Raw genomic sequence first — 22,727 nt, 5'->3', positions numbered from 1 at the left:
ATATATATTCGACATTAATATATAATAACATGCGTATAATTAATTGATATATCATAAAATGAGAAGATAAACTATGGCCAGATTATCAACCGGAATAATGGAACTTAACAAAAAATTACAGGGAGGGATTCCAGAAGGAGAATGCATCCTTATTGCAGGAGAACCTGGAACAGGTAAAACTATTATGGGAATGCAGTTTCTTTACAATGCATGTAAGGAAGGTAAAAAATGCGCACTAATAGCAACTGAGGAAACCCCGGAAAAAATAATGATACATGCAAAAGCACTGGGATTTGACCTTGAACCTTTTGTGGAAAACAATCAACTATCAATGATACGTTTTCTGGAAATGAGAGCATACGATGTCGATGAAGAATATAACAGTAATTACATGCAAATTGATGACATCAGTAACCTGATTCATATGATGCAGGATGATATTGATGTTATAGTGCTTGACAATCTGGGGACTTTTTCAATTGGTGTGGACCTAAAAGAATTCAGGGATAAAGTGGATATGCTTGCATATTTGCTTTCAAAGCAAAAGAGAACATCCATCATCACTATAGATGCAACAGCACACGAACTCACACACAAAATAGCTGAGTACTCTACCTATGGCACTATCCGGTTGATGGTCAAAGAAAATCCATATACAGGGAAAATGGAAAGGTTCATGTACATACCAAAAATGAGAGGAACAAAGCTCTCCATGGAACTTATTGGATATGATATTACCGAAGAAGGAATCAAGCTGTCACCTCCAAAAACCAATAAATAAATATGATAGAGAACATTCTCAATCAAAGACTGCCAGGGCTGATATAAATGGATATTTCAAAAGCTAAAGACATTATAGTTGAGTTCATAAGGGAAAAAACAACAGAAGCAGGTGTAAAAGGTGCGGTTGTAGGTCTTAGCGGAGGAATTGATTCAGCACTTACTGCATACCTGACAGTTGAAGCCCTTGGAAAGGAAAATGTTCTTGGCATACACATGCCTGAACTCACTCTGACACCTGCCGAGGATGTACTGGATGCCACTGAAGTTGCAGAGAGACTTGGAATTGAATTCAAGACCGTTGACATCTCAGAAATACTTGCAGGATATCTGAACTCAATTCCTGAAGGTTCCGAATCAAATTCCCAGGCCAATGGTAATCTCAAAGCCAGGATCAGAATGTCAGTTCTTTATTATTATGCTAATATCATGTCCAGAATGGTCATGGGAACCGGCAACAAGACAGAGATCCTTCTAGGATACTTCACAAAATATGGGGACGGTGGAGTTGACCTTGAACCCATAGGCGACCTTTACAAAACAGAAGTAAGGGAAATGTCAAAACTCATGGGAGTTCCGGAAGATGTCATTACCAAAGCTCCATCTGCAAGACTCTGGGCTAACCAGACAGATGAGGACGAGCTTGGAATTACATATGAACTTGTAGACAGGTTCCTTGCGCTTTTACTTGAAGGCGAAACACCCCAGGTAGCCCAGAATACTCTTGGGATGAGCGTCACACAAAGAGATTCAGTCCTGAAAAGGATCAATGCTAACCTGCATAAACAGAAAGCAGCCCCAATACCAGAACTAAAATCACTAAGATAAGTTAATTATCTGCCAGGAAAGACTGGCAGATCCTCATTTTCAAACCGCAGAAGTTGTTTTGCAAGATGACGCCTTGCACATGGCGGAACTTCATAGAATCCTGGCAGAATATCTCTTTCTATTGCGGTTCTCTCAGGAATCACGGAACTTGTTCCACATTTTTTACATCTGTAACCCTGCCCTGAACCAGCAGATTTCATTCTCTTTCCACAGGAAGGACAGGGAGGATTCCGAATATCATAGGCTTTTGCCAGCCCTGTAATTTTTATCTTTTCAACGTTGACGGTGTTTTCAGTAACACTGCCATAAACAACCACTTTATCACCAGGGATCAGTTTACGAATTATTTCCCTGAAGTTCTTTGTAGGCTCAAAAGCAGCACAGTCAATGACATCACCTGCTGCATCCTTCAGAGGGAATATAGTGTGTCCTCCCCTGATGGTTATTGGTTCTGAAAGGACTTCGCCTTCCAGAATATAGGAATGCATCTCCTCAATTTCACTAATTGATGAAACTGATATCAAATGCATATCCGTTCCCTGGTTGGTGCGGTAAACACAGACACGTTCCACAGGTTCCGAAACTACAAAAGAAGCAGCTTTTTCCACAGAAGAAGCATCCTTTCCTCTTATTCCGTAAAGGACCGGGTCACCAGAGTGTGGAACACATACTACCATGTTGTTTGCCAGATCCACGGTGTCCCATGTATCAGGATATGTCTGCCTGTCAGCTTCAAAGAGAGAGCTTTCATCAACTTTGCGTCTGGTATCCCATACTTCTTTTTCCCGGTAAGCCAGATATTCATAAGTATGATCCCATTCAGGGTCAAGCATGGCTCCGCATGCAGAGAGAGCACCAATTAGACCGCGACCATTCTTGAAAGCATGGAACTCAAGATCAAGTTCAGAAGCAAGTTCCTTTGCTTCATCTATCATTATGACATCTTTGACTGCACGCCTGAAAAATGAACTGAGTTCACTTTTGACAGCATCGAACTGACCCTCATCAACAAAAACAACACCCGGATTTGTATTCTCATTGTCCAGACATGCCATTGAGGCTATTTTTTCCGTAACGTGCCTGATGACTTTCTCTTTATCACCACATTCAATAAACAGGGCCACCGATGCATTTCCACGGGTCTTGTAAGGTATTGTAGGATTAAGGCGCACCAGTATTGGATCTGATATGATCTTTGCAAATGAAGAAAGCTCATCCCTTAAAAGAGCACACAGGTATGTGGTGCACATCCCTTCCCTGGAATCCGTATCATCGATCCCAATGACTATTTTAGTCTTTTCACTGCTCATTTGACCAATTGCAGATATAATTGATTAGTGTTAAATGATTCCTCTGGAGGGAAAACGATCAAGAATCTTATACACATCATTCTTCTATGATTGGCAAAAGAACATGTATCTCTGTTCCTTTACCTACTTCACTAACTGCATATATGGAACCTCCGTGAGCCTCCACAACGCTTTTACAAAGGTACAGACCAAGACCATTTCCACCGTAACGACGTGTCAGGGAGCCATCTACCTGATAGAATCGTTTGAAAATATGAGGCATTTCATCCTTGGATATTCCTATACCCGTATCCCTTACAATAATTCGAATATTTTTATCCTCATGAGAAGCTACAACTGTTATCAAGCCATCAGGTGGAGTAAATTTTAAGGCATTTTCAAGTATGTGTGAAAAGACCTGCTTCAGATAGGTACTATTACCGCAAATAAATGGCAAAGGAGATGAATATTCTGTTTTCAGTTCAGGACCCTTGTCTTTAAATGTTAGCACCTTATCGATCACATTGTCCAGCACGTTGACAATATCTACTGAATCAAGATGATACTGTATATTTCCGGAATGGATGTTTTGCATATATAACAGGGAATCAATCAGTTTATGCAACCTGTCAGCATTTTGAAGGATCACACCTATGCCTTTCTTCTGATCTTCATCCAGCGAACCCAGATGCCCTTCGAAAAGAAGTTCACTGTATCCTTTAATTGGAATCAGTGGGGTTTTCAATTCATGTGTTATGTTTGCCATGAACTCATCTTTCATGCGATCCAGGGATTCCAGTTCCTTATTGTATTCCGCAACTTCCCTTGCATATGATTTTATCTGTTCCTCATTTTCCCTTCTTTGTATAATCTTCCAGGTACCTTCCATGAGGAGTGTTATTTGCCTTATATCAGAACTGTCATAGTTTCCATTCTTATTACCTACACTTGCTATCATGACAATATTGCCGGAATCTGATATTGGTATGCATAGATAATTACGGATATTCACATGTCCTGCAGGAGAACCTTTTTTGATAGGAGAATCATCAGGATAATTGTTTGAGATTAGGGGTTTTCGCTGCTTTACGATTATTCCCCACAGATTATCTACGTCTATATTGCAGTCCATATTTACCGTTTTTATCTCATAACCAGCTTCAGTTATTTCAGACCATGAATACATGGAGAAAGTTTCTTCAGCTTCATTCACAAAGCCAACATAACCTACACTGCTTTCTGTAAGGTTTACTGCTTTTTCAAGTGAAAAGTCAAGGATTTCTTCTATTGTAGAATCTGAATATTGACTTAGCTCAATCAGGGCCTCAAGCCGGGATTCATCCATTAGAAGTGCTTTTTCAGCAATTTTTCTATCAGTAATATCTTCACCGGATATTGTGATACCGGCAAATCTCCCGTTATCATCAATAAAAGAAACAGCATTCCAGAGTACATGTTTTCTGGAACCGTCTGCACATATAATAGGAAATTCAAGACCTGTTACAGAATCGATCTCGCCTGATACAAACTTGTCCCAGTATGGAAGTACTTCTGACCTGTATTCCTCTGGAAAAAGAAGGTCTAGCCATTTATTGCCTGATATCCGGACTTCTTCGTATCCGGTAAGTTCGAGGATTTTCTTGTTGACACATGAAACATTCCCTTCAGTATCCAGAAAAAGGATGATCATAGGTAGAATATCCATTATCTTATGGGATTTTATCTTTTCATTCTCAATTACATTATTCATTTCCTGCATTCGGTGAACAAAGAGTGAAACGATCATTCCAAATATCAAAATAATGAAAAACATTGAAATACGCATATATATTTCATGAGTTGAAAGACCGAAAATCAGACTATCTACGAATGTTCTTTCCGAGAAAAAAGTAGTATCCAATAACCCATCAATGATCCAGGATAGAATTCCAAAGAAGAATGAAAATACAATAATATGTTTGGTACTGAGAAAAGCTCTCTCAAGTGCAGACATCAGAAATACCCCTCAAATGAAATTTGCATTTCTTCTATCTCTGGTTCCATATTTTTCACTCAACAAGCAATGTACCAACTGTCATAAAAAATGAGGCGTTGTTGTATATACAACATTATTTCTGCATATTAGATAAATAATTTGCCCATATAATATAATAAATTATTATCTCTAAGAGATTATGAGTCTGTATTTAAAGGCACCCCATGGGATATCTTTATATAGATGTGCAAACAATGGCTATTTGCCTATGACAAAAGACATCCTCATACATCAGATCATTGATGTATTACAACAAGCTGGCTTTATGGTCTCAAAGCGATGTAATATTCGTCCACGGAGCTTTGACCTTGCAGCCCGAAAAGGGGATGTACTCATCTTTTACAAGGTATTGTATAATATAGATGGCCTGAATGAGGAAACTGCAAGGGAAATGAAAAGCCTTGCACGTTATCTTGGAGGGACTGCAGTACTCATTGGTGCCAAGACTAGGGATCAGATGCTGGAAGACAGCGTGGTATACATGCGCTACGACATCCCTGCTGTGAATGTCCAGACCCTTTATGACTATTTTGTTGAGGATGTACCGCCTCTTGTATCCGCAGCCCCCGGTGGACTCTATGTATCTATTGATGGGGATGTGCTAAAAGAAGCACGTAAGAGAACCGCAATGTCATTGGGTGCACTTGCCACCGAACTTGGAGTATCAAGAAGAACCATAAGTAAATATGAAGAAGGCGGCATGGATGCTTCAATTGATATTGTCCTTCAGCTTGAGGAGTTGCTGGATGTGGCTCTTGCGAAATCCATAGACATACTCCAGTGTTTTGAGAAACGTGTTAGTCTGGAAAAGCCACAGGAAAAACCCGCAGAGGCTCAACCTGATGATGGTATCCTTGGTATGCTCAATGCTCTGGGATATCAGGTAATGTCTACAAGCCAGGCACCATTTAAAGCAATATCAAAGGATACTTCTGACACACTGCTTACGGGAGTAAGCACTTACAGCAGCGCAATGATAAAACGTGCAGACCTGATGAGCAGCATTTCCTGTGTTACAATGACAAAATCAGTCTTTATCATCAACGGACAGATCAAATCTGAGACGGTGGAGAATACTGTACTGATAGAGAAAAGCGAACTGGATAAACTCTCCGGCACTGAGGAGCTTGCTGAACTTATTGATGAAAGGACTAAGAAGCACAACATCAATATCTGAATGCTAAAACCTCCTTTAATGCTAACAAATCAGGGAAAACTTTCCCAGTATATTTTCACTTTTTTAGCAATTCCAAAACCCTAATATACAGAAATCCCTTTTAGAACTAACAATGACTACCAACATTGCAGTACTTGTTTCAGGAAGAGGATCGAATTTACAGTCCATTATAGATAATATCGAAAACGGATACATTAAAGATGCAAAAGTATCCGTTGTTGTCAGCGATGTTGGAGACGCGTATGCACTTGAACGTGCACGCAATCATGGAATTACTGATGTGTTCGTTGACCCCTCAGATTATTCAGGGAAACAGGAATATGAAAAAGAGGTAATGGAAGTACTGAAGGACAATGATGTCGGACTGGTGCTCCTTGCAGGATACATGCGCCTTGTTGGTAAAGACCTGATTGCAGCATACCGTAACAGGATAATAAATATCCATCCTGCTCTGCTTCCTTCTTTTAAAGGACTTCACGCACAGCAGCAGGCATTTGATTATGGTGTAAAGGTCAGTGGATGTACCGTTCACTTTGTTGATGAAGGAATGGACACAGGGCCTATAATTATACAGAAATGCGTTCCTGTACTTGACACAGATACTGCAGACGATCTTGCAGCCCGCATACTTGAACAGGAACACAAGATTTTCCCGGAAGCTGTGAAACTCTTTGTTGAGGGTAAACTTAAAGTGGAAGGTCGAATTGTAGTACACACATAAATAACTCATATTAACTAAATACTGTCCTGGCAAGCCAGGATTCCAAAAACAGATACAATCTTTAACGTGGTAACAATGTCTTACATCTCAGAAATTGACCCGGATATTGCAGAAGCCTTAAGGCTTGAAGCAAACCGTCAGGATTACAAGCTGAACCTGATAGCATCAGAGAACTATGCAAGCCGTGCTGTAATGGAAGCACAGGGCTCTGTCATGACAAACAAATACGCAGAAGGATACTCAGGAAAGCGCTACTATGGTGGCTGCGAATTTGTAGATATTGCAGAAGACCTTGCTATTGAGAGAGCAAAGGAGATCTTTGGTGCAGAACATGTAAATGTCCAGCCACACTCAGGTTCCGGTTCAAACATGGCATGTTATTTCTCAGTTATCAAGCCAGGCGACACAATCATGTCAATGGACCTCTCACACGGAGGCCACCTTTCACACGGAAGCCCTGTAAACTTTGCAGGACAGCTCTATAATATAGTACCATACGGTGTTGACAAGGAGACAGAAGCCCTTGACTACGATGCACTTATGCTAATGGCAAAGGAAAAGAAGCCACAGATGATCGTCTGCGGTGCTTCAGCATACTCGAGAACCCTTGACTTCAAGGCATTCAGAGACATTGCTGATGAAGTAGGAGCATATCTCCTTGCAGATATCGCACACATTGCAGGTCTTGTAGCAGCAGGCGCTCACCCAAGCCCAGTACCATATGCAGACTTTGTCACAACCACAACCCACAAGACCCTCAGAGGTCCAAGGGGTGGAATGGTAATGTGTAAGGAAGAGTACGCAAAGGATTTGAACAGGTCAGTGTTCCCAGGAATTCAGGGCGGACCACTCATGCATATCATCGCAGCTAAGGCTGTTGCATTCAAGGAAGCACTCGGAGAGAAGTTCAAGGCAGACCAGTTCCAGACAGTAAAGAACGCAGATGTCCTTGCAAAGGAACTCCAGGCAAGGGATTTCGATATCGTATCCGGTGGAACTGACAACCACGTAATGCTCCTTAACCTTAACAAGTTCGACATCACAGGAAAGGATGCAGAAGCAGGAATGAGCAAGGCAGGAATTGTCCTTAACAAGAACACCATTCCATTCGAGACCAGAAGCCCATTCATCACAAGTGGAATAAGGATCGGTACACCTGCAGCAACAACAAGAGGAATGAAAGAAGACCAGATGAAGGAAATCGCAGGATACATTGCAGATGTAGTTAACAACCTCGATAATGATTCAGTCCTTCACGGTGTCAACTCCGATGTTGAGCAGCTTTGCAGCAGATTCCCGGTTTACAAGTAAATTAAAAACGCAGGCTGTATAGAAACTACATCAGGTGTTTTCATAATGGCAGAAGAGAACTACGATTCCAGGAAGATAGACGGCAGAGGCCTGTCAAAGAAAGTGGAAGAGCAGGTAAAGCAGGGAGTTGACAAGCTCAAGGCAGAGAAAGGTATCACACCTGGACTTGCAACCATACTTGTTGGCGAGGACCCTGCATCCAAGATGTATGTCCGTCTCAAACACAAAGCATGTGAAAGAGTTGGCATACACGCAGAGGACCAGAATATGCCTGAGTCCACCACACAGGAAGAACTCATGCAGCGTATCCAGGAATTGAATGACAGGAAGGATATCCACGGAATTCTCCTCCAGTTACCTCTTCCAAAACACCTTGATGATAAATCAGCAATGCTTGCAATAGATCCTGCAAAGGATGCGGACGGATTTCACCCATACAATATGGGTAAACTTCTCATTGGGGATGAAGGACTTGTACCATGTACTCCGAAAGGTGTTATCAGAGCACTGGAAGAGTATGATGTCACTATCCAGGGTAAACATGCAGTAATCGTTGGACACAGCAACGTTGTTGGAAAACCCATGGCTGCAATGCTTATCAACAGGAATGCAACCGTTTCTGTTTGCCACGTTTTCACCGATGACCTGAAGAAATTCACCCTAGATGCAGATATCCTTGTAGTCGGAACCGGTGTAATGCACCTTATTAAAGCCGATATGGTGAAGGAAGGTGCAGTGATCTTTGACGTTGGGATCACCGAGAAAGAAGGCAAGGTTTACGGTGATGTTGATTTTGATAATGTCGTGAAGAAAGCTTCACTGATAACCCCTGTTCCGGGAGGTGTTGGTCCTATGACCATTGCAATTCTCATGGAGCACGTGCTTATGGCAGCTTCAAACAGCTGATAAGCACACTTATATTTTATTAATTGAATACTATTTTGGCAAAACTGTTTTGCTCATTTACCTTTGATTAAAACTACCAGGTTGAATAATGGTTGTTGATGTAGACATATGCGGCTTGAAAGTTGGTGACGAGCATCCTGTAAGACTTATGGGTATCATCAACCTCAGCAAAGAATCCTTTTATAAGGGTTCGGTTGTTAGTAACGATTCTCTTCTTGATGTTGCACAAAAGATGATCAATGACGGTGCAACCATACTTGATATTGGTGCCCGTTCCACATGGCCACTTGCAAATCCTGTGATCAGCGAGGAAGAAGAACTCAATCGCATGATTCCTGCACTGGATTTACTTAATGAAAATGTGGATGCACTCATTTCCGTAGACACTGTTTATGCAAGCGTTGCAAAAGAATCCCTGAAACATGGTGCAGATATTATCAATGATGTATCAGGCTTTACAACAAATCCCGAAATGATGGATGTTGTTGCTGAGTACGATTGTCCTGCTGTTGTTATGGCATCGGAAAAGGTTCCCGGTGACCCAATTGGCATGGATGCTATCATGCAATCACTTGCTGACATAATCAGCAGAGCAGATGCAAAAGACATCGATACCAACAAGCTTATTCTTGACCCGGCAGTCGGTAAATGGATACCTGAAAAAGACCCGATTTTTGATTTTGAGACTATAGACCAGTTCGAGAGTCTCAGGGTTTTTGGCAGGCCACTGCTTGCAGCCGTATCACGAAAATCCTGCATCGATGCTGTGTTACACAAACCGGCAAAAGAAAGGTTGTATGGAAGCCTTGCTGCAACTGCAATTGTTATCCACAAGGGTGCACATATCGTAAGGACTCACGATGTTGCTGAAACAAAGGATGTAGTAGAGGTGGCGGCTGCAATGAGAAAAAGACAGCCGTTTGTGAAAGAAGGTGATTTTGAAGTTACCATTTCAGATATAACTCATCCTGATGATGCGGAATATCTCATGAGAAGTATGAAGGTCACAGGTACCGGTGCAAAGGTCATGAAAAATAAGACCGTAAGCAAGGTTGTTCGTGTAAATAACATTACAACCACTGAGGCACTGATCATCAAGCAGGAAATCCTTGCAAGAGGCGGAGATGCTGCCCTTGAGCGTGATGCAGTATCACACGAAACCAACAAGACTGATGTGCTCATAATTGGTACTATATTACAATTTGAGAAACTGGTCCATAAGCTCTCGTTCCAGGCACGCAACCTTCCTTTGATAGCAGAGATGATTGCGGAAGTGCTTGAAAATGATATGGATGTAGAGCATGGGTACCTGAGGGAACTATGATAATTTCATCTGCAAAGCCCTTTGAAGAGATACTTGAAATACTGAAAGATGAGGATGATATCTTCATTATCGGCTGCAATGCATGTGCAGCAAAGATACACGTTGGCGGTGAGCCTGAAGTTCTTGAAATGTGCCAGCGCCTTGAAGATGCAGGAAAGCATGTAGTAGGCTGGGTAATCCCAAGTGCAGCCTGCAGTGTAGCTTCATTCGATTCACTTGTTGAAAAGAATCCTGCCATAAAAGATGCTAAGACTATTCTTGTAATGGCCTGCGGAAGCGGAGTTTCTATTGTAGCCGGTGTTGTGGATGTACCGGTTTATCCATCAAATGACACTGTATCCCTTGGAGGAAGAACTCACGGAGAAGTTGTTCCTGAACTCTGTGCCATGTGTGGTGAATGTAAGATATATTATTTTGGTAGTATTTGCCCGAAGAGTTTGTGTCCCAAGCATTTACTGAACGGACCTTGTGGAGGTTCCGTTAACGGAAAATGCGAAATCGATCCTGAAAAAGACTGTGCATGGGAGCTTATCTGTAACAGGCTTGAGAAAATAGGAAGACTTGACCTGCTTGATATCACATGGGATGCTAAAGAAGGTACTGAAGATTCAGTCTGACATTACTGATAACTTGTTGTCCTGAATAACTGAAAAATTGCTAGCAGGATAGTATTTCCTGTATCTGCCATCTTTTTCATCACGTATCATATTTTCATCTTTCAGTTTGGTTATGTGCCAGTGAATGGTACTCTTGTCAACCCCTATTTTTTCTGATAATTCCTTACCATTCACACCGGGTTCTTCACATATCGTTTCCAGAACACATTTTCTGGTGTCACTTTGTGTATTAGAAACAGCATTTTGCAGGGAGGTCTCATTTGCATGACCCTTGCTGAAATAATTGATAAAGCGACCTTGTTTAAAGGCAATAAGAAGATTTGAAAGCTGAAGCTTATCTACATGATACCTAAAGGTTCCTCTTTTCATTTCCAGGTCAGAAAGAATATCACTTTCAGAGCAACCCGGATTTTCAGATACATACGAAAGTATCTTTTTCCTGTTCTTTTCACCTTTTGTGCATGCTACTTTTCCAAGAAGCAATGGGATGAATTTACCTATTGAAACTATGATGAACCAGATAGTGCAACCAATCCATATAAATTTGAAATATAATGGCAGGTCCCAGAAAGTAAGAGTGCCATCTGATCCTGTATTATGGACATTCTCTGGAGGAATGTCTTTTGGAGGTTCAAAAGTAACATAAACTTCAGCACTTGCAATATAGCAGTTACAGATTATCAAAAGCAAAAAAATTATTATTTTTAAAGTTTCTTGTAACTTTAATTTCAAGTAATAGAACCCCCGCCATCTCATCATTTGTAGATACGTTCTACGTTTAAACAACCTTCTGCTTGAAGATAACAAATATGTGATATATAGATTATGGCCAATCGTTCCAACTAATTTCAAAGTACTACGTTTATTGAACTTTAATTGCTTTCAGTTTGAACTCTGGCCATAATAGTTAAATAAAAACCGAAAAGACTACATTATAACAATACATATCTTATTGCTAAATTAGATTAGATAGTTGTGTTGCCCAATAGTGCATAAGACAGAGTCATAGCTGGCATTGGGAACAAAACAAATGGTGAAATCAATGAATTATAAACAAATTATAGTAATTTGTTTTGTACTGGTATTCATTTCTCTGATAGTTGTAAGTGAGAAAGCAGTAGAATCATCAAATGAAACTTCACAAAATGTGCATTTTGAAAAAATAGAGATTAATGAAGATGATGGAATCAATTTACAGAGGTTCGATTCAATAACGAAATATGATATCGTCACTGTTGACCCTGTAGCTTTCATAAAAGATGCAGATTCTGGCAAAATTACTATTGAGTTATCCGGGAAAGAATACAAATTAGAATTAGAACCCGGCATACTTATGAATGAAGGAAGTAAGCCAGAGATATATACCTACAATGGAAATGTCGTTGGCTATTCTGAAAGCAAAGCTCGTTTTACAGCATCAGAAGCCGGAGTCATTGGCAGGGTCGATTTCGGGGGCATACTAAACATAAAATACATAATTGAACAAGCAGGGGAGATAAGACGAAATGGGGAAAAAATAGAAATTAATGTTATATACCGTAGTGGGGATGTGGAACCCGGTGGAACTCTTCCTAGTTCAGATGATGAGGTTTCCGATTAACGAAAAAGGCACATCAGTATTACACCTGAGGGAGGGATACTTTTTCAATTGCCTATATCAAACAGTTTGAATCTTTGGCCATAACACCTAAATAAATTAATGTTTTTTTAGTAATAACCCCCATAAATACAGAAAGTTTGTGGGAACCCAATGTACCAACTGCAAGGTCACAATGTCATCCGATTAAAGCTCATATACATGTGGCCTTGCTCCCCAACTTCCTGATGGTACAAATGATCTATTGAAATACCAGATTCTAATCAGAGAAGAGATTGCTGAAATGAATACTGACACCCAGTTTAAACAAAAGATGCAACTGGACATGACTTTTGACAAAGCCATGTTGAAAGTTCTTGTCCCCATGATAGTAGCAACCTTAATAGTCTATGCTCTGTGTCTGCAATCACCTGAATGCAAGGTTTTGATCTATGCAATCTGGTACATAGGATTCATCATTCTTTTTGTCAAAGAACGGACACAGGTTGAGATCAATTCCCACATGATAATAATTCACAGACCTCTTTTCAGTCCGCTTGTGATTAACAAGAAAGACATAAAAGAGGTACATATCAGAAAAAATAGGAGTCACACATATCGCTTGATGCAGATTCTCTTATTATTTGTCCTTCCTACATATCTTATTTACAAAGCAAGAAACGATCTGCTTTATGGAATATCTGGAGTTTCACTGACAGAAGGTGTGTATATACTTCTTTATGAATTCTGGTTCATATTTCTGGCAGCAGCAATTATTGTAAATCTACTGAAAAAACTTCCATATTCGAGATTATTAAGAGTGAATACCGATAAATCCAATATTGTATTCTATTCAAAGGAACCTGAAGAACTGAAACAGATTATTGAAACACAGGAAACTGCATAATATGACTCCGGTTAGTTTCAAAGAAAAAATGAGCGTGGATAAGATAGGCGATTTAAGATTGCCCATAATCCTAATTTTTCCGATGGTACTTTTATTTATAATGGCGGTAATAGGACTGGATATTCTTGCCTTTAATATTGTTTATTTTTTAATATGGTACCTGTGCCTTGCAATAATTGTATTGCAGGATATCACTACTGTCGAAATAGAAAGCAACAAAATAATTATTCACAGATTTGTTTTGAGTCCGACTACAATAAACATGGATGATATCAAAACAATAAAAGGTAGAAACAATATACCTCGAAAATACCATATTTTATTTACATTCATTATGCTGGTTTTGATAGCAGGCATGTTATATTTTGCATACAGCAACATACAGAGATCTTTCACTGGAAACATATCATCAGAAGAAGGGATTTTACTAGTCCTTTCCAATTCAATGATGATAATATTTTACTTAATAATTTATTTCAATGCAGAAAAAAGAATCAGGTACCCTGCATTTCTTGAAGTAATAACCAATAAAGAGAAATTCAGGTTTTACACGCATAAACCCATAGAATTCAGAGATTTGATACTAAATGAATCAAATAAATGATGAAATCAAAATGAAAGTCCCGTTGCACATTCGGGATTATGAATTCATACCAGTGATTATTGCCATAGGGTTAGTATTCATGCCCTTATCCTTGATTGACCATATATACCGGAGTATCTGGACTTACCTTAGTGTTGTTTTAACAGTATCTGTAATCTTGATGATTATTCACCTTCGATCATATTATGAAATTATAATCAACAACAACGAAATAATTGTGATAAAACTATTGTTCAAAGACCTGAAAATACCTGTGGAAAAAATAATTGAAATATCTGATTTCAACAATACCTTACACAAATACCGAAAACCATACTTTTTAATTCTAGGACTTATGGTGTTGATAGTCGCAGTTATGAATGGAAGTAATGGGTTAGAATCAATCGAAAAATATGGATTTTACGAAGCTTCAAATATCTCATTAATATTCTTCCTGCCTCTTATGTTTGTAATCATTCTTTACAACTCATATCGAATGTCCCATTATCCAACAGCTATCAAAGTAAAAGCTGACCCCGGATTTATTGGCCTTTATCCTGAAAACGAAGAGAAATACTTACTCCTGAAAGAAAAACTCGATACTCTCCTGCGATGATTTTAAAACCCTGACATACATATAATTCCCCGATGTCCCGGACCTTCAAAGACAAACTCACATCAAACGATTTTCTGATAACAGCAGAGGTCAGCCCTCCAAAGGGAACAGACCTTACAGAGGTGCTTTCTGATGCGGAACTCACAAGAGGGTGGGTTGACGCTCTTAACGTAACTGACAACCAGAAAGCTATTATGCGTATGAGCCCACTGGCAGTGAGTAAATCTCTCCTTGATGCTGGCCATGAAGTAATCATGCAGCTTACATGCAGGGACAGGAACAGGCTTGCACTGCAATCCGATCTGCTTGGGGCATACTCCATGGGCATCAGGAACATCTGTATAATGACAGGTGACCACACAACAAAAGGAGATCATCCAAAAGCAAGACCGGTTTATGATCTGGACTCCGTGCAGCTTCTGAGTATTGTCCGGAAAATGCAGGAAGGTTTTGACCTTGCAGGCAATGTCATTGAAAATCCACCGCAGTTTGTAGTGGGTGCAGTGACAAATACTGATCCTTCCAGGAAAGCACAGATGATGAAACTACGAAAGAAGGTCAAAACAGGAATTGATTTCATGCAGACTCAGGCTGTTTATGATATTTCTATGTTTGAAGACTTCATGGAATCTATCGGAGACATTGAAATTCCGATTATTGCCGGAGTTATACCACTCAGGTCTGCAAACATGGCCAGATTTATGAACAGGAACATACCTGGAATAGATGTGCCTGAGAAAATAATAGAGAGAATGGAATCGGCAGAAAAACCAATGGAAGAAGGCATGGCTATTTGTGCAGAGTCAATAAAAGAGCTGCAAAAACTCTGCCGTGGAATTCATCTGATGCCAATTGGCAAACATAATAATACGCCAACAATACTTGAAATGGCCGATATAAGGAAGAGTAAACAATGACAAAAACGCAGGTCGACCATGCAAAAGAAGGTATCCTCACACCAGAGATGCTGGAAGTTGCAAAAACCGAGAAAATCGATGAAGAACTTGTCCTGGAAAGGGTTGCAAATGGCAGCCTTGTAATAATGACACGTAAAGGATGTCCGCCCGTTGCGATTGGCAAAGGTGCCAGCACCAAGATCAATGTCAATCTGGGGACATCATCTGCTGCAATTGATCCTGAAGCCGAAATTGAGAAGGTTAAAATTGCACAGGAATACGGGGCAGCTACAATTACCGATCTGTCAATGGGAGGAGATATCTCTGCCATCAGACAGAAGGTGTTCGAGAACACAGAACTTCCTGTTACAACAGTTCCTATCTACCAGACAATTGTAGAACGGGGAATGGAGAACTTAACTGTTGATGACATTCTTTCCTACCTGAAAAAACATATTGAAGAGGGAGTTAGTTCGGTACTTATTCATTGTGTGGAAAGGGAAATGCTTGAACAGCTCAAAGGTACAGGCAGGGTCATGGGAATGGTCTCAAAAGGTGGTTCCTTTACCAGCAGTTTCATGCTTCTCAATGAATGTGAGAATCCTTTCATCGAGCATTTTGATGAGATTATGGAAATACTCAGGGAGAATGATGTTGTACTATCACTTGGAAATACCATGAGAAGCGGTTGCGTCCATGACCTGAAAGACAGTGCCCAGTTAATGGAAATTGAGACTAATGCAGCACTTGCTAAAAGAGCAAATGAAATGGGTGTTCAGGTTATAATCAATGGCATGGGAGGACATATTCAGGCATCTGACATTCCAGGTTCTGTGAAATTATACAAAGAAAAGGCTGATTATCCACTTTTTGTAGCAGGACCGCTGCCTACTGATATTGCTGTGGGTTACGACCACATTGCAGGGGCAGTTGGTGCAAGCATGGCCAGTGGTGCCGGAGCAGATTATCTATGTTATATCACACCTGCAGAACACCTTTCACTTCCAACCCCACAACAGGTTAAAGAAGGACTTATTGCATTCAGGATTGCAGCCCATATTGGGGATTCCATGAAGTATGGATTAAATGATGCAGATCTGATGCTTGCTGAAAAAAGAGCAAACTTTGACTGGAAAGGACAGGCAGAACTTGCTATTGACCCTGGCAGACCTGCACAGATGTGTCCAGATGAAGGACCATGCTCTATGTGTGGCGATTACTGCGCCATCAAAATTATGAAAAGTTATCTTACAGGAGAGGACTAATGCCAGAGGAGCCATCTTTCCCATCCCTGCAGATGTTTGGAATCAAAACCCCGATAATCAGACCCGGAGATAACATTGCAGAGATAATCATTGATTCACTTGAAAAGCAGGGATTGAATTTTCAGGATAATGACATTCTTATCATTGCCGAATCACCGCTTGCAACATCAGAAGAACGTCTTGTACGCCTTGATGATATTACTCCCGGCGAGAAAGCAAAAGAACTTGCTGAGAAATACAATATTGACGTAAGGGAAATGGAGCTTATAGTTCAGGAATGCGATGAGATATTCGGAGGTGTTCCGGGAGCAGCACTTACTATTACCAAAGGGACGCTTGCTCCTAATGCCGGTATTGATGCTTCCAATGCCCCTAAAGGATATGTTGTTCTTCTTCCTGAAAATGCACAGACAAGTGCCGGCAGGATCAGAAGAGAGATCAAAGAACGTTGCAAATGCAATATTGGAGTTATCGTCGGTGATAGCCGTACACAGCCTCTGAGACTTGGGTGTGTTGGAATTGCACTTGGAACTTCCGGAATGGTTCCTGTTGAGGATGCAAGGGGAACTTTTGACCTCTTTGGAAAAGAGATGATGATCACCCGCAAAGCAGTTGCTGATAATCTAGTTTCTGCTGCACAGCTTCTTATGGGAGAAGCAGGGGAAAGTGTTCCTGCCGTACTTGTTAGAGGGTCACCTGCTCAGGTAGTTGATGATGATATCGACATGCCACTTTTCAGCAGGGACGAATGCATGTATTATAGCAATATCAGAAAAGCATAGCTTTTCAATTTTTTGATACAATTCTTTTTTTTGCTTTTTAAAAAAGACGTGCTGCACGGCTATAGAACTATATAGATATTTGAGTTCTAATTGGACTATTTTATTATCAGCGTAGTATATAGCATTACCAATAAAGAAGAAAAAACATTCAGCTACATAATCTATTGGTAGAAAGTTCAAATGTCCCTAAGCCAAAAACAAGCCAGTGAACCTTAAAAAAAGTTGGTGATTTGATGGATAAAAGACATAATGTATTATTTGCGTTATTTATTGTATGCATGCTTGTTCTTGGAAGCGCCGCTTCCGCTATGGCTGGCAATAATAACAAATTAAATGATGGCGATGATTACAAAAACTCAGGCCAGTACAACTCAAACGAGAACTCTGAAAAGAAGATCAAAAACATTATCGTAATGGTACCTGACGGATGCGACCAGAGTGTCCAGACACTTGCTCGCTGGTATAGTGGCGAAGACCTCCAGCTTGACAGCATGGTTTCCGGAATGGTAAAAACATACATGGCAGATTCAATTATCACAGACTCTGCATCTGCTGCAACTGCTTTCTCAACTGGTTACAAGACATCTAACGGATTCCTCAGTGTAGGACCTAACAGCGAAACACTTCTCAGTACAATCGATGAATCTGAAGTCGCAGAAGAATATGTACCTCTTGCAACTGTTCTTGAAGGTGCAAAGCTTGAAGGTAAGGCAACAGGTCTTGTTGCAACCTCAGAAATTCCACATGCTACACCTGCAGCTTTTGCTTCACACGTAGACTCAAGAAAGTCCTATGATGACATTATCGAACAGATGGTCTACGAAAACATTGATGTAGTATTTGCCGGTGGAGAAGATTTCCTCAATGACTCACGTGGTGACGGAGAAAACCTCATTGATGTTCTTGAAAGCAGAGACTACCAATTCATTACAACAGCAGACGAACTTAAAGATGTTGAATCCAGAAAAGTTTGGGGAATGTTTGCAGGAACATCCATGTCTCCTGAAATGAGCCGCACAGATGAAGAACCAACAATTGCAGAAATGACCACAAAAGCTATTGACCTTCTTTCCGAAGACCAGGATGGTTTCTTCCTCATGGTAGAAGGCAGCCAGGTTGACTGGGCAGGACACGCAAATGATGCAACATACATGGTAACTGATTTCCTTGCATTCGATGAAGCGGTGGAAGCAGCTGTTGACTTTGCAGAAGAAGATGGACACACATTAGTAATCGTCTTCCCTGACCACAACACCGGTGGATTGACAATCGGTAACGATGAAACAAACAAAAACGGTGACTTGCATTACACTGAACTTTCAGTTGAAGAGCTTGTTGACCCTCTTATGGGTGAAGAAGGCGAAGTTGTAGTCGGATGGACAACCGGTGGACACTGCGGTGACGATGTACCTCTCTGGTCATACGGTCCTGACAGGCCAATAGGTCTTTTCGACAACACAGAACTTGCAACATACGTAGCTGACGCATTTGGATTCGTCCTTGATGATGTCAGTGATGAGCTCTTTGTAGATGTCGAGGAAGCATTCCCGGGAATGTGGGAACTTGATACGACAGATGCAAAGAACCCTGTACTTGTGATCACATACGAGAACAAGGTTGCTGAACTTCCTGTAAACAAGAATGTTATGACCATTGATGGAGGAGAAGAGACTGAGCTCAATGGTGTCGTTGTCTATGCTCCAAAGGCTGACGATGGAAATGGAAAAGTATTCATTCCACAGGAAGCTGTTGACCTTTTAAAGAGCAAGAACAACAAGTGACCTGTTAATGGTAAATTCAAAAGATAGGAACACATGAATTTTAGCTAAAAGGGGTATTATCCCCCTTCTTTTTCTTTTTGATTTTAGCTGGGATATGATTACACTTTTTTCTTTTAATAAAAATAATCTGAACTAAAAAATAGTTTGGCAATAGCTTGCTTGCTAATTTAATAATAATGAATAGAAATAACAAAATAATGCTTATTTTGCCAAAATAAAACAAAATAAAGCTTATTTCTACTGGAAACTAAACGATACATTAATATATGATAGTCCATTCAAAACATAGGAAACTAATCCAAATCATTATTATTCAAATTGAGGAATTACAATTCATAGAAAAAAGAAAATAGAAGTCCGTAATCTTGTCAAGATTTTTGGCAAAAACCCTCAAAAAGCAATTTCTTTAGTTGAGCAAGGCGTTTCTAAACAGGAAATTTTTGAAAGGACAAAACAGACGGTTGGTCTGTATAATGTCAGTTTTGATGTTTACGAAGGAGAAACTTTTGTTCTTATGGGGCTTTCCGGCTCAGGAAAATCAACTCTTTTACGCTGCCTTAACCGTCTTATTGAGCCAAGTGACGGACACATTCTGATCGATGGTGATGACATTGCCACCATGGATGATAAGGAACTCAGGGAAACCAGGAGAAAAAAGCTGAGCATGGTATTCCAGGGCTTTGCACTTCTTCCTCATCGAACCGTGATCGACAATGTGGCTTTTGGTCTTGAGATACAGGGTGTATCTAAAGAAGAGAGATACCCAAAAGCTGAAGATGCTGTCGCAAAAGTTGGGCTTAAAGGTTACGAATCCAGTAAAACATCACAATTGAGTGGAGGAATGCAACAAAGAGTAGGACTTGCAAGGGCTCTTGCTACTGACCCTGATGTCCTGCTTATGGATGAAGCATTCAGTGCGCTTGACCCTCTTATCAGGTCTGAGATGCAGGATGAATTACTTGCACTTCAGGATAAGATGAAAAAAACCATTGTCTTTGTTTCACACGACCTTGACGAAGCACTGAAACTCGGTGACCGTATTGCCATTATGAAAGATGGTGTCATAGCCCAGATAGGCACTGCAGAAGAGATACTTACTGAACCTGCAGATGACTACGTTTCAGAATTTGTTGCCGGTGTTGACAGAACAAAAATACTAACTGCTGAGAATGTGATGAAAAGACCTGAACCTGTTGTTTCTATCAATGCAGGACTTAAAGTTGCACTCCAGCTAATGAAGAAACACGGAATATCCTCGATATTTGTGGTTGACCCTGAAAAGGTGATCAAGGGGATACTCTTTATTGATGATGCCGTTGCGGCGGTGAAAGACAAGAAAACACTGCAAGATGTGTTAGTTACAGATATCTTATCTGTGAAACCTGACGTGCCTATCAAGGAAATCATTCCTGTGATGTCAGACTCTTCCAGTCCGCTTGCAGTGATTAATGAAAACAACAAACTCATAGGAGTTATTGTCAGAGGCAGCATACTTGGTGCTCTGGCGATCACGGAGGGTGATCAGAATGGTCTTACCTGAGCTTCCCATAGGGGAAACAGTAGAATCAGGAGTTTACTGGCTGAATGACAATTTCGGTTTTTTGATGGATATCTTCAGTGATATCATCGATCTGCTAATATCCGGTTTTAAGGATGCTTTGTTATTTTTACCACCTTTTGCATTCATTATTCTGGCTGCAGTTCTTATCTACCTGGTTTCCAGGAAAAATATAAAACTTGCAATCGGAAGCGCATTCGGACTTTTACTAATAGATATGATGGGGCTGTGGACTCTTTCCATGGAAACCATTGCTCTTGTATTGTCGTCGGCTCTTGTGGCTTTATTAATTGGTATTCCAACAGGAATTCTGGCTGCAAAGAATGAAACGGCATTCCACATTGTCAAACCGATACTTGACTTCATGCAGACAATGCCTTCGTTTGTTTACCTGATACCTGCAGTCATATTCTTCGGACTTGGAAATGTTCCAGGTCTTGTGGCAACCATTGTGTTTGCAATGCCACCTGCAATTCGTCTGACAAATCTAGGTATTCGCCAAGTTCCAGTAGAACTTGAAGAAGTTGCAACTGCCTTTGGGACAACATCATTACAAAAACTCCTCAAAGTTGAACTTCCCGTTGCTTTACCTACAATAATGGCGGGTGTGAACCAGTGTATCATGCTATCACTATCAATGGTAGTTATCGCTGCTATGATAGGTGCCCGTGGACTTGGTTATCAGGTGCTTGTGGGAATTCAGAGAGTAGACATTGGCCAGGGATTTGAAGCTGGTCTTGGAATTGTGATCATTGCTATAATTCTTGACAGGCTGACACAGAACATTACTCCTAAAAAATGATGGAAACTTACAAATTCAAATTTATGACCATTCGGTCTTTATTTTTACATAAAAAGTTGTGATAAAATGAAAAGTCAAATTAAAATCCTTGCAGTAATCATGATGCTTGCCATCCTTGTTATGGTAAGTGGATGCGCTGACCAGGAAACCGCAAATGCACAAACCGATCAAGAAGCTACTGATACCGTTAAGGAAGCAACTATAGGTTATGTCCTCTGGGACGGAGAGATAGCCAGTACCAATGTCATGAAACTTGTCCTTGAACAAGCTGGTTATGATGTTGAGATCATCGCCGTTGATGCAGGCGCACTCTACCAGGGACTTGCAGATAGCCAGTTCGATTTTACAACTTCTGCATGGCTCCCACAGACCCAGAAGAACTACTGGGAAACATATGGAGATGACATTGACAGTGTTGCAGTTAATCTTGAAGACTGCCGTATTGGCCTTGTAGTTCCAACATATGTGACTATTGATTCTATTGAGGAGCTTAACGATAACAAAGATATGTTCGATGGAGAGATCATTGGTATTGATCCTGGAGCTGGTATCATGTCTACAACTGAAACTGCAATCGAGAACTATAGTCTTGATTATACCCTTATTTCAAGCAGTAGTGCAGGAATGACAGCTGAACTTAAGAGTTCTATTGCAGACGAGAAGTGGGTTGTTGTAACACTCTGGTCACCTCACTGGGCATTTAACAGCTTTGACCTGAAATACCTTGATGATCCAAATGGTGTTTATGGACAGGCTGACCACGTAGAGACACTCGCAAGAAAGGAACTCGCAAAAGATGACCCTGAACTTTATGGAATAATAAGCAGATTCCACTGGACTCATGATGATATTCAGTCAGTAATGTCTGACCTTGCAGACGGCGTACCAGAGGAAGAAGCTGCTCAGAAATGGGTAGATGCGAACCAGGATAAAGTCAATGAATGGCTTGGAGAGAACTAAAGTTCTCTCATAC

The 22,727-nt window shown here is 40.5% G+C and carries 22 protein-coding genes; 19 read left to right on the top strand and 3 right to left on the bottom strand.

What is annotated here, in order from left to right; all coding sequences use genetic code 11:
* The first annotated feature begins 73 nt into the window (after positions 1–73).
* Positions 74–781 (top strand): RAD55 family ATPase, encoded by a 708-nt coding sequence (locus tag RE474_RS07195; RefSeq protein WP_309309708.1) that lies wholly within the window; start codon positions 74–76, stop codon positions 779–781.
* A gap of 47 nt (positions 782–828) precedes the next feature.
* Positions 829–1,608 (top strand): NAD+ synthase, encoded by a 780-nt coding sequence (locus RE474_RS07190; RefSeq protein ID WP_309309707.1) that lies wholly within the window; start codon positions 829–831, stop codon positions 1,606–1,608.
* 5 nt (positions 1,609–1,613) lie between these two features.
* Here the strand turns inward: RE474_RS07190 and RE474_RS07185 are convergent, their stop codons facing one another.
* Both RE474_RS07185 and RE474_RS07180 read right to left on the bottom strand, forming a co-directional pair.
* Complete coding sequence (locus RE474_RS07185) at positions 1,614–2,918, bottom strand: TiaS agmantine-binding domain-containing protein (RefSeq protein ID WP_309309706.1); 1,305 nt, start codon at positions 2,916–2,918, stop codon at positions 1,614–1,616.
* Between the two features lie 76 nt (positions 2,919–2,994).
* Positions 2,995–4,890, bottom strand: coding sequence for an ATP-binding protein (locus tag RE474_RS07180; protein ID WP_309309705.1), 1,896 nt, complete (start codon positions 4,888–4,890; stop codon positions 2,995–2,997).
* 250 nt (positions 4,891–5,140) lie between these two features.
* On the opposite strand from RE474_RS07180, the gene RE474_RS07175 reads away from it, so the two are divergent.
* The 6 genes from RE474_RS07175 (at position 5,141) to RE474_RS07150 (ending at position 10,988) form a co-directional block, all read left to right on the top strand.
* The gene (locus tag RE474_RS07175) at positions 5,141–6,109 is read left to right on the top strand and encodes a transcriptional regulator (protein ID WP_309309704.1); all 969 of its coding nucleotides are present in this window, start codon (positions 5,141–5,143) and stop codon (positions 6,107–6,109) included.
* Between the two features lie 112 nt (positions 6,110–6,221).
* A complete protein-coding gene (gene purN / locus RE474_RS07170) occupies positions 6,222–6,830 on the top strand; it encodes a phosphoribosylglycinamide formyltransferase (protein WP_309309703.1) in 609 nt (202 codons plus the stop codon).
* A gap of 75 nt (positions 6,831–6,905) precedes the next feature.
* The gene (gene glyA, locus RE474_RS07165) at positions 6,906–8,141 is read left to right on the top strand and encodes a serine hydroxymethyltransferase (protein ID WP_309309702.1); all 1,236 of its coding nucleotides are present in this window, start codon (positions 6,906–6,908) and stop codon (positions 8,139–8,141) included.
* 45 nt (positions 8,142–8,186) lie between these two features.
* A complete protein-coding gene (locus tag RE474_RS07160; RefSeq protein WP_309309701.1) occupies positions 8,187–9,047 on the top strand; it encodes a bifunctional methylenetetrahydrofolate dehydrogenase/methenyltetrahydrofolate cyclohydrolase in 861 nt (286 codons plus the stop codon).
* Between the two features lie 88 nt (positions 9,048–9,135).
* Positions 9,136–10,371: a dihydropteroate synthase gene (folP, locus tag RE474_RS07155; protein WP_309309700.1), complete on the top strand. Its 1,236-nt coding sequence runs from the start codon at positions 9,136–9,138 to the stop codon at positions 10,369–10,371.
* Positions 10,368–10,988, top strand: coding sequence for a methylenetetrahydrofolate reductase C-terminal domain-containing protein (locus RE474_RS07150; RefSeq protein WP_309309699.1), 621 nt, complete (start codon positions 10,368–10,370; stop codon positions 10,986–10,988). Before folP ends, RE474_RS07150 begins: the two co-directional genes overlap by 4 nt.
* Here RE474_RS07150 and RE474_RS07145 read toward each other — a convergent pair.
* Positions 10,980–11,678 carry a winged helix-turn-helix transcriptional regulator gene (locus tag RE474_RS07145; RefSeq protein ID WP_309309698.1) on the bottom strand — a complete coding sequence of 233 codons (699 nt, stop codon included), beginning with the start codon at positions 11,676–11,678 and terminating at the stop codon, positions 10,980–10,982. The genes RE474_RS07150 and RE474_RS07145 overlap by 9 nt on opposite strands.
* A gap of 352 nt (positions 11,679–12,030) precedes the next feature.
* On the opposite strand from RE474_RS07145, the gene RE474_RS07140 reads away from it, so the two are divergent.
* From RE474_RS07140 to RE474_RS07090, 11 genes are all read left to right on the top strand, one after another.
* A complete protein-coding gene (locus tag RE474_RS07140) occupies positions 12,031–12,588 on the top strand; it encodes a hypothetical protein (RefSeq protein WP_309309697.1) in 558 nt (185 codons plus the stop codon).
* A 280-nt stretch (positions 12,589–12,868) separates the two neighbouring features.
* On the top strand, positions 12,869–13,471 hold the full coding sequence (locus RE474_RS07135) for a hypothetical protein (protein ID WP_309309696.1): 603 nt from the start codon (positions 12,869–12,871) through the stop codon (positions 13,469–13,471).
* A 1-nt stretch (position 13,472) separates the two neighbouring features.
* Positions 13,473–14,075 (top strand): hypothetical protein, encoded by a 603-nt coding sequence (locus tag RE474_RS07130; RefSeq protein ID WP_309309695.1) that lies wholly within the window; start codon positions 13,473–13,475, stop codon positions 14,073–14,075.
* Positions 14,076–14,085: 10 nt separating this feature from the next.
* Positions 14,086–14,670 (top strand): hypothetical protein, encoded by a 585-nt coding sequence (locus tag RE474_RS07125; RefSeq protein WP_309309694.1) that lies wholly within the window; start codon positions 14,086–14,088, stop codon positions 14,668–14,670.
* Between the two features lie 32 nt (positions 14,671–14,702).
* The gene (locus RE474_RS07120) at positions 14,703–15,587 is read left to right on the top strand and encodes a methylenetetrahydrofolate reductase (RefSeq protein ID WP_309309693.1); all 885 of its coding nucleotides are present in this window, start codon (positions 14,703–14,705) and stop codon (positions 15,585–15,587) included.
* Entirely contained in the window at positions 15,584–16,831 is a 1,248-nt protein-coding gene (thiC, locus tag RE474_RS07115; protein ID WP_309309692.1) for a phosphomethylpyrimidine synthase ThiC, read from the top strand. The genes RE474_RS07120 and thiC overlap by 4 nt, the downstream gene beginning before the upstream one ends.
* A complete protein-coding gene (gene cofE / locus RE474_RS07110; RefSeq protein ID WP_309309691.1) occupies positions 16,831–17,613 on the top strand; it encodes a coenzyme F420-0:L-glutamate ligase in 783 nt (260 codons plus the stop codon). Before thiC ends, cofE begins: the two co-directional genes overlap by 1 nt.
* 233 nt (positions 17,614–17,846) lie before the next feature.
* Positions 17,847–19,394, top strand: coding sequence for an alkaline phosphatase (locus RE474_RS07105; protein WP_309309690.1), 1,548 nt, complete (start codon positions 17,847–17,849; stop codon positions 19,392–19,394).
* Between the two features lie 325 nt (positions 19,395–19,719).
* A complete protein-coding gene (locus RE474_RS07100) occupies positions 19,720–20,934 on the top strand; it encodes a quaternary amine ABC transporter ATP-binding protein (RefSeq protein ID WP_309312222.1) in 1,215 nt (404 codons plus the stop codon).
* The gene (locus RE474_RS07095; protein ID WP_309309689.1) at positions 20,921–21,754 is read left to right on the top strand and encodes an ABC transporter permease; all 834 of its coding nucleotides are present in this window, start codon (positions 20,921–20,923) and stop codon (positions 21,752–21,754) included. Before RE474_RS07100 ends, RE474_RS07095 begins: the two co-directional genes overlap by 14 nt.
* 66 nt (positions 21,755–21,820) lie before the next feature.
* Positions 21,821–22,714, top strand: coding sequence for a glycine betaine ABC transporter substrate-binding protein (locus RE474_RS07090; RefSeq protein WP_309309688.1), 894 nt, complete (start codon positions 21,821–21,823; stop codon positions 22,712–22,714).
* Positions 22,715–22,727 lie beyond the last annotated feature (13 nt).

Source organism: Methanolobus sediminis (genome assembly GCF_031312595.1).
GTDB lineage: Archaea > Halobacteriota > Methanosarcinia > Methanosarcinales > Methanosarcinaceae > Methanolobus > Methanolobus sediminis.
Note: the sequence above shows the minus strand (reverse complement) of the source record. Positions and strands in the feature narration are given on the sequence as shown.

Coding starts and splice junctions, on each gene's coding strand:
- RE474_RS07195 (WP_309309708.1), top strand. CDS start 74: ATGGCCAGATTATCAACCGGAATAATGGAACTTAACAAAAAATTACAG.
- RE474_RS07190 (WP_309309707.1), top strand. CDS start 829: ATGGATATTTCAAAAGCTAAAGACATTATAGTTGAGTTCATAAGGGAA.
- RE474_RS07185 (WP_309309706.1), bottom strand. CDS start 2,918: ATGAGCAGTGAAAAGACTAAAATAGTCATTGGGATCGATGATACGGAT.
- RE474_RS07180 (WP_309309705.1), bottom strand. CDS start 4,890: ATGTCTGCACTTGAGAGAGCTTTTCTCAGTACCAAACATATTATTGTA.
- RE474_RS07175 (WP_309309704.1), top strand. CDS start 5,141: ATGACAAAAGACATCCTCATACATCAGATCATTGATGTATTACAACAA.
- purN (WP_309309703.1), top strand. CDS start 6,222: ATGACTACCAACATTGCAGTACTTGTTTCAGGAAGAGGATCGAATTTA.
- glyA (WP_309309702.1), top strand. CDS start 6,906: ATGTCTTACATCTCAGAAATTGACCCGGATATTGCAGAAGCCTTAAGG.
- RE474_RS07160 (WP_309309701.1), top strand. CDS start 8,187: ATGGCAGAAGAGAACTACGATTCCAGGAAGATAGACGGCAGAGGCCTG.
- folP (WP_309309700.1), top strand. CDS start 9,136: ATGGTTGTTGATGTAGACATATGCGGCTTGAAAGTTGGTGACGAGCAT.
- RE474_RS07150 (WP_309309699.1), top strand. CDS start 10,368: ATGATAATTTCATCTGCAAAGCCCTTTGAAGAGATACTTGAAATACTG.
- RE474_RS07140 (WP_309309697.1), top strand. CDS start 12,031: ATGAATTATAAACAAATTATAGTAATTTGTTTTGTACTGGTATTCATT.
- RE474_RS07135 (WP_309309696.1), top strand. CDS start 12,869: ATGAATACTGACACCCAGTTTAAACAAAAGATGCAACTGGACATGACT.
- RE474_RS07130 (WP_309309695.1), top strand. CDS start 13,473: ATGACTCCGGTTAGTTTCAAAGAAAAAATGAGCGTGGATAAGATAGGC.
- RE474_RS07125 (WP_309309694.1), top strand. CDS start 14,086: ATGAAAGTCCCGTTGCACATTCGGGATTATGAATTCATACCAGTGATT.
- RE474_RS07120 (WP_309309693.1), top strand. CDS start 14,703: ATGTCCCGGACCTTCAAAGACAAACTCACATCAAACGATTTTCTGATA.
- thiC (WP_309309692.1), top strand. CDS start 15,584: ATGACAAAAACGCAGGTCGACCATGCAAAAGAAGGTATCCTCACACCA.
- cofE (WP_309309691.1), top strand. CDS start 16,831: ATGCCAGAGGAGCCATCTTTCCCATCCCTGCAGATGTTTGGAATCAAA.
- RE474_RS07105 (WP_309309690.1), top strand. CDS start 17,847: ATGGATAAAAGACATAATGTATTATTTGCGTTATTTATTGTATGCATG.
- RE474_RS07095 (WP_309309689.1), top strand. CDS start 20,921: ATGGTCTTACCTGAGCTTCCCATAGGGGAAACAGTAGAATCAGGAGTT.
- RE474_RS07090 (WP_309309688.1), top strand. CDS start 21,821: ATGAAAAGTCAAATTAAAATCCTTGCAGTAATCATGATGCTTGCCATC.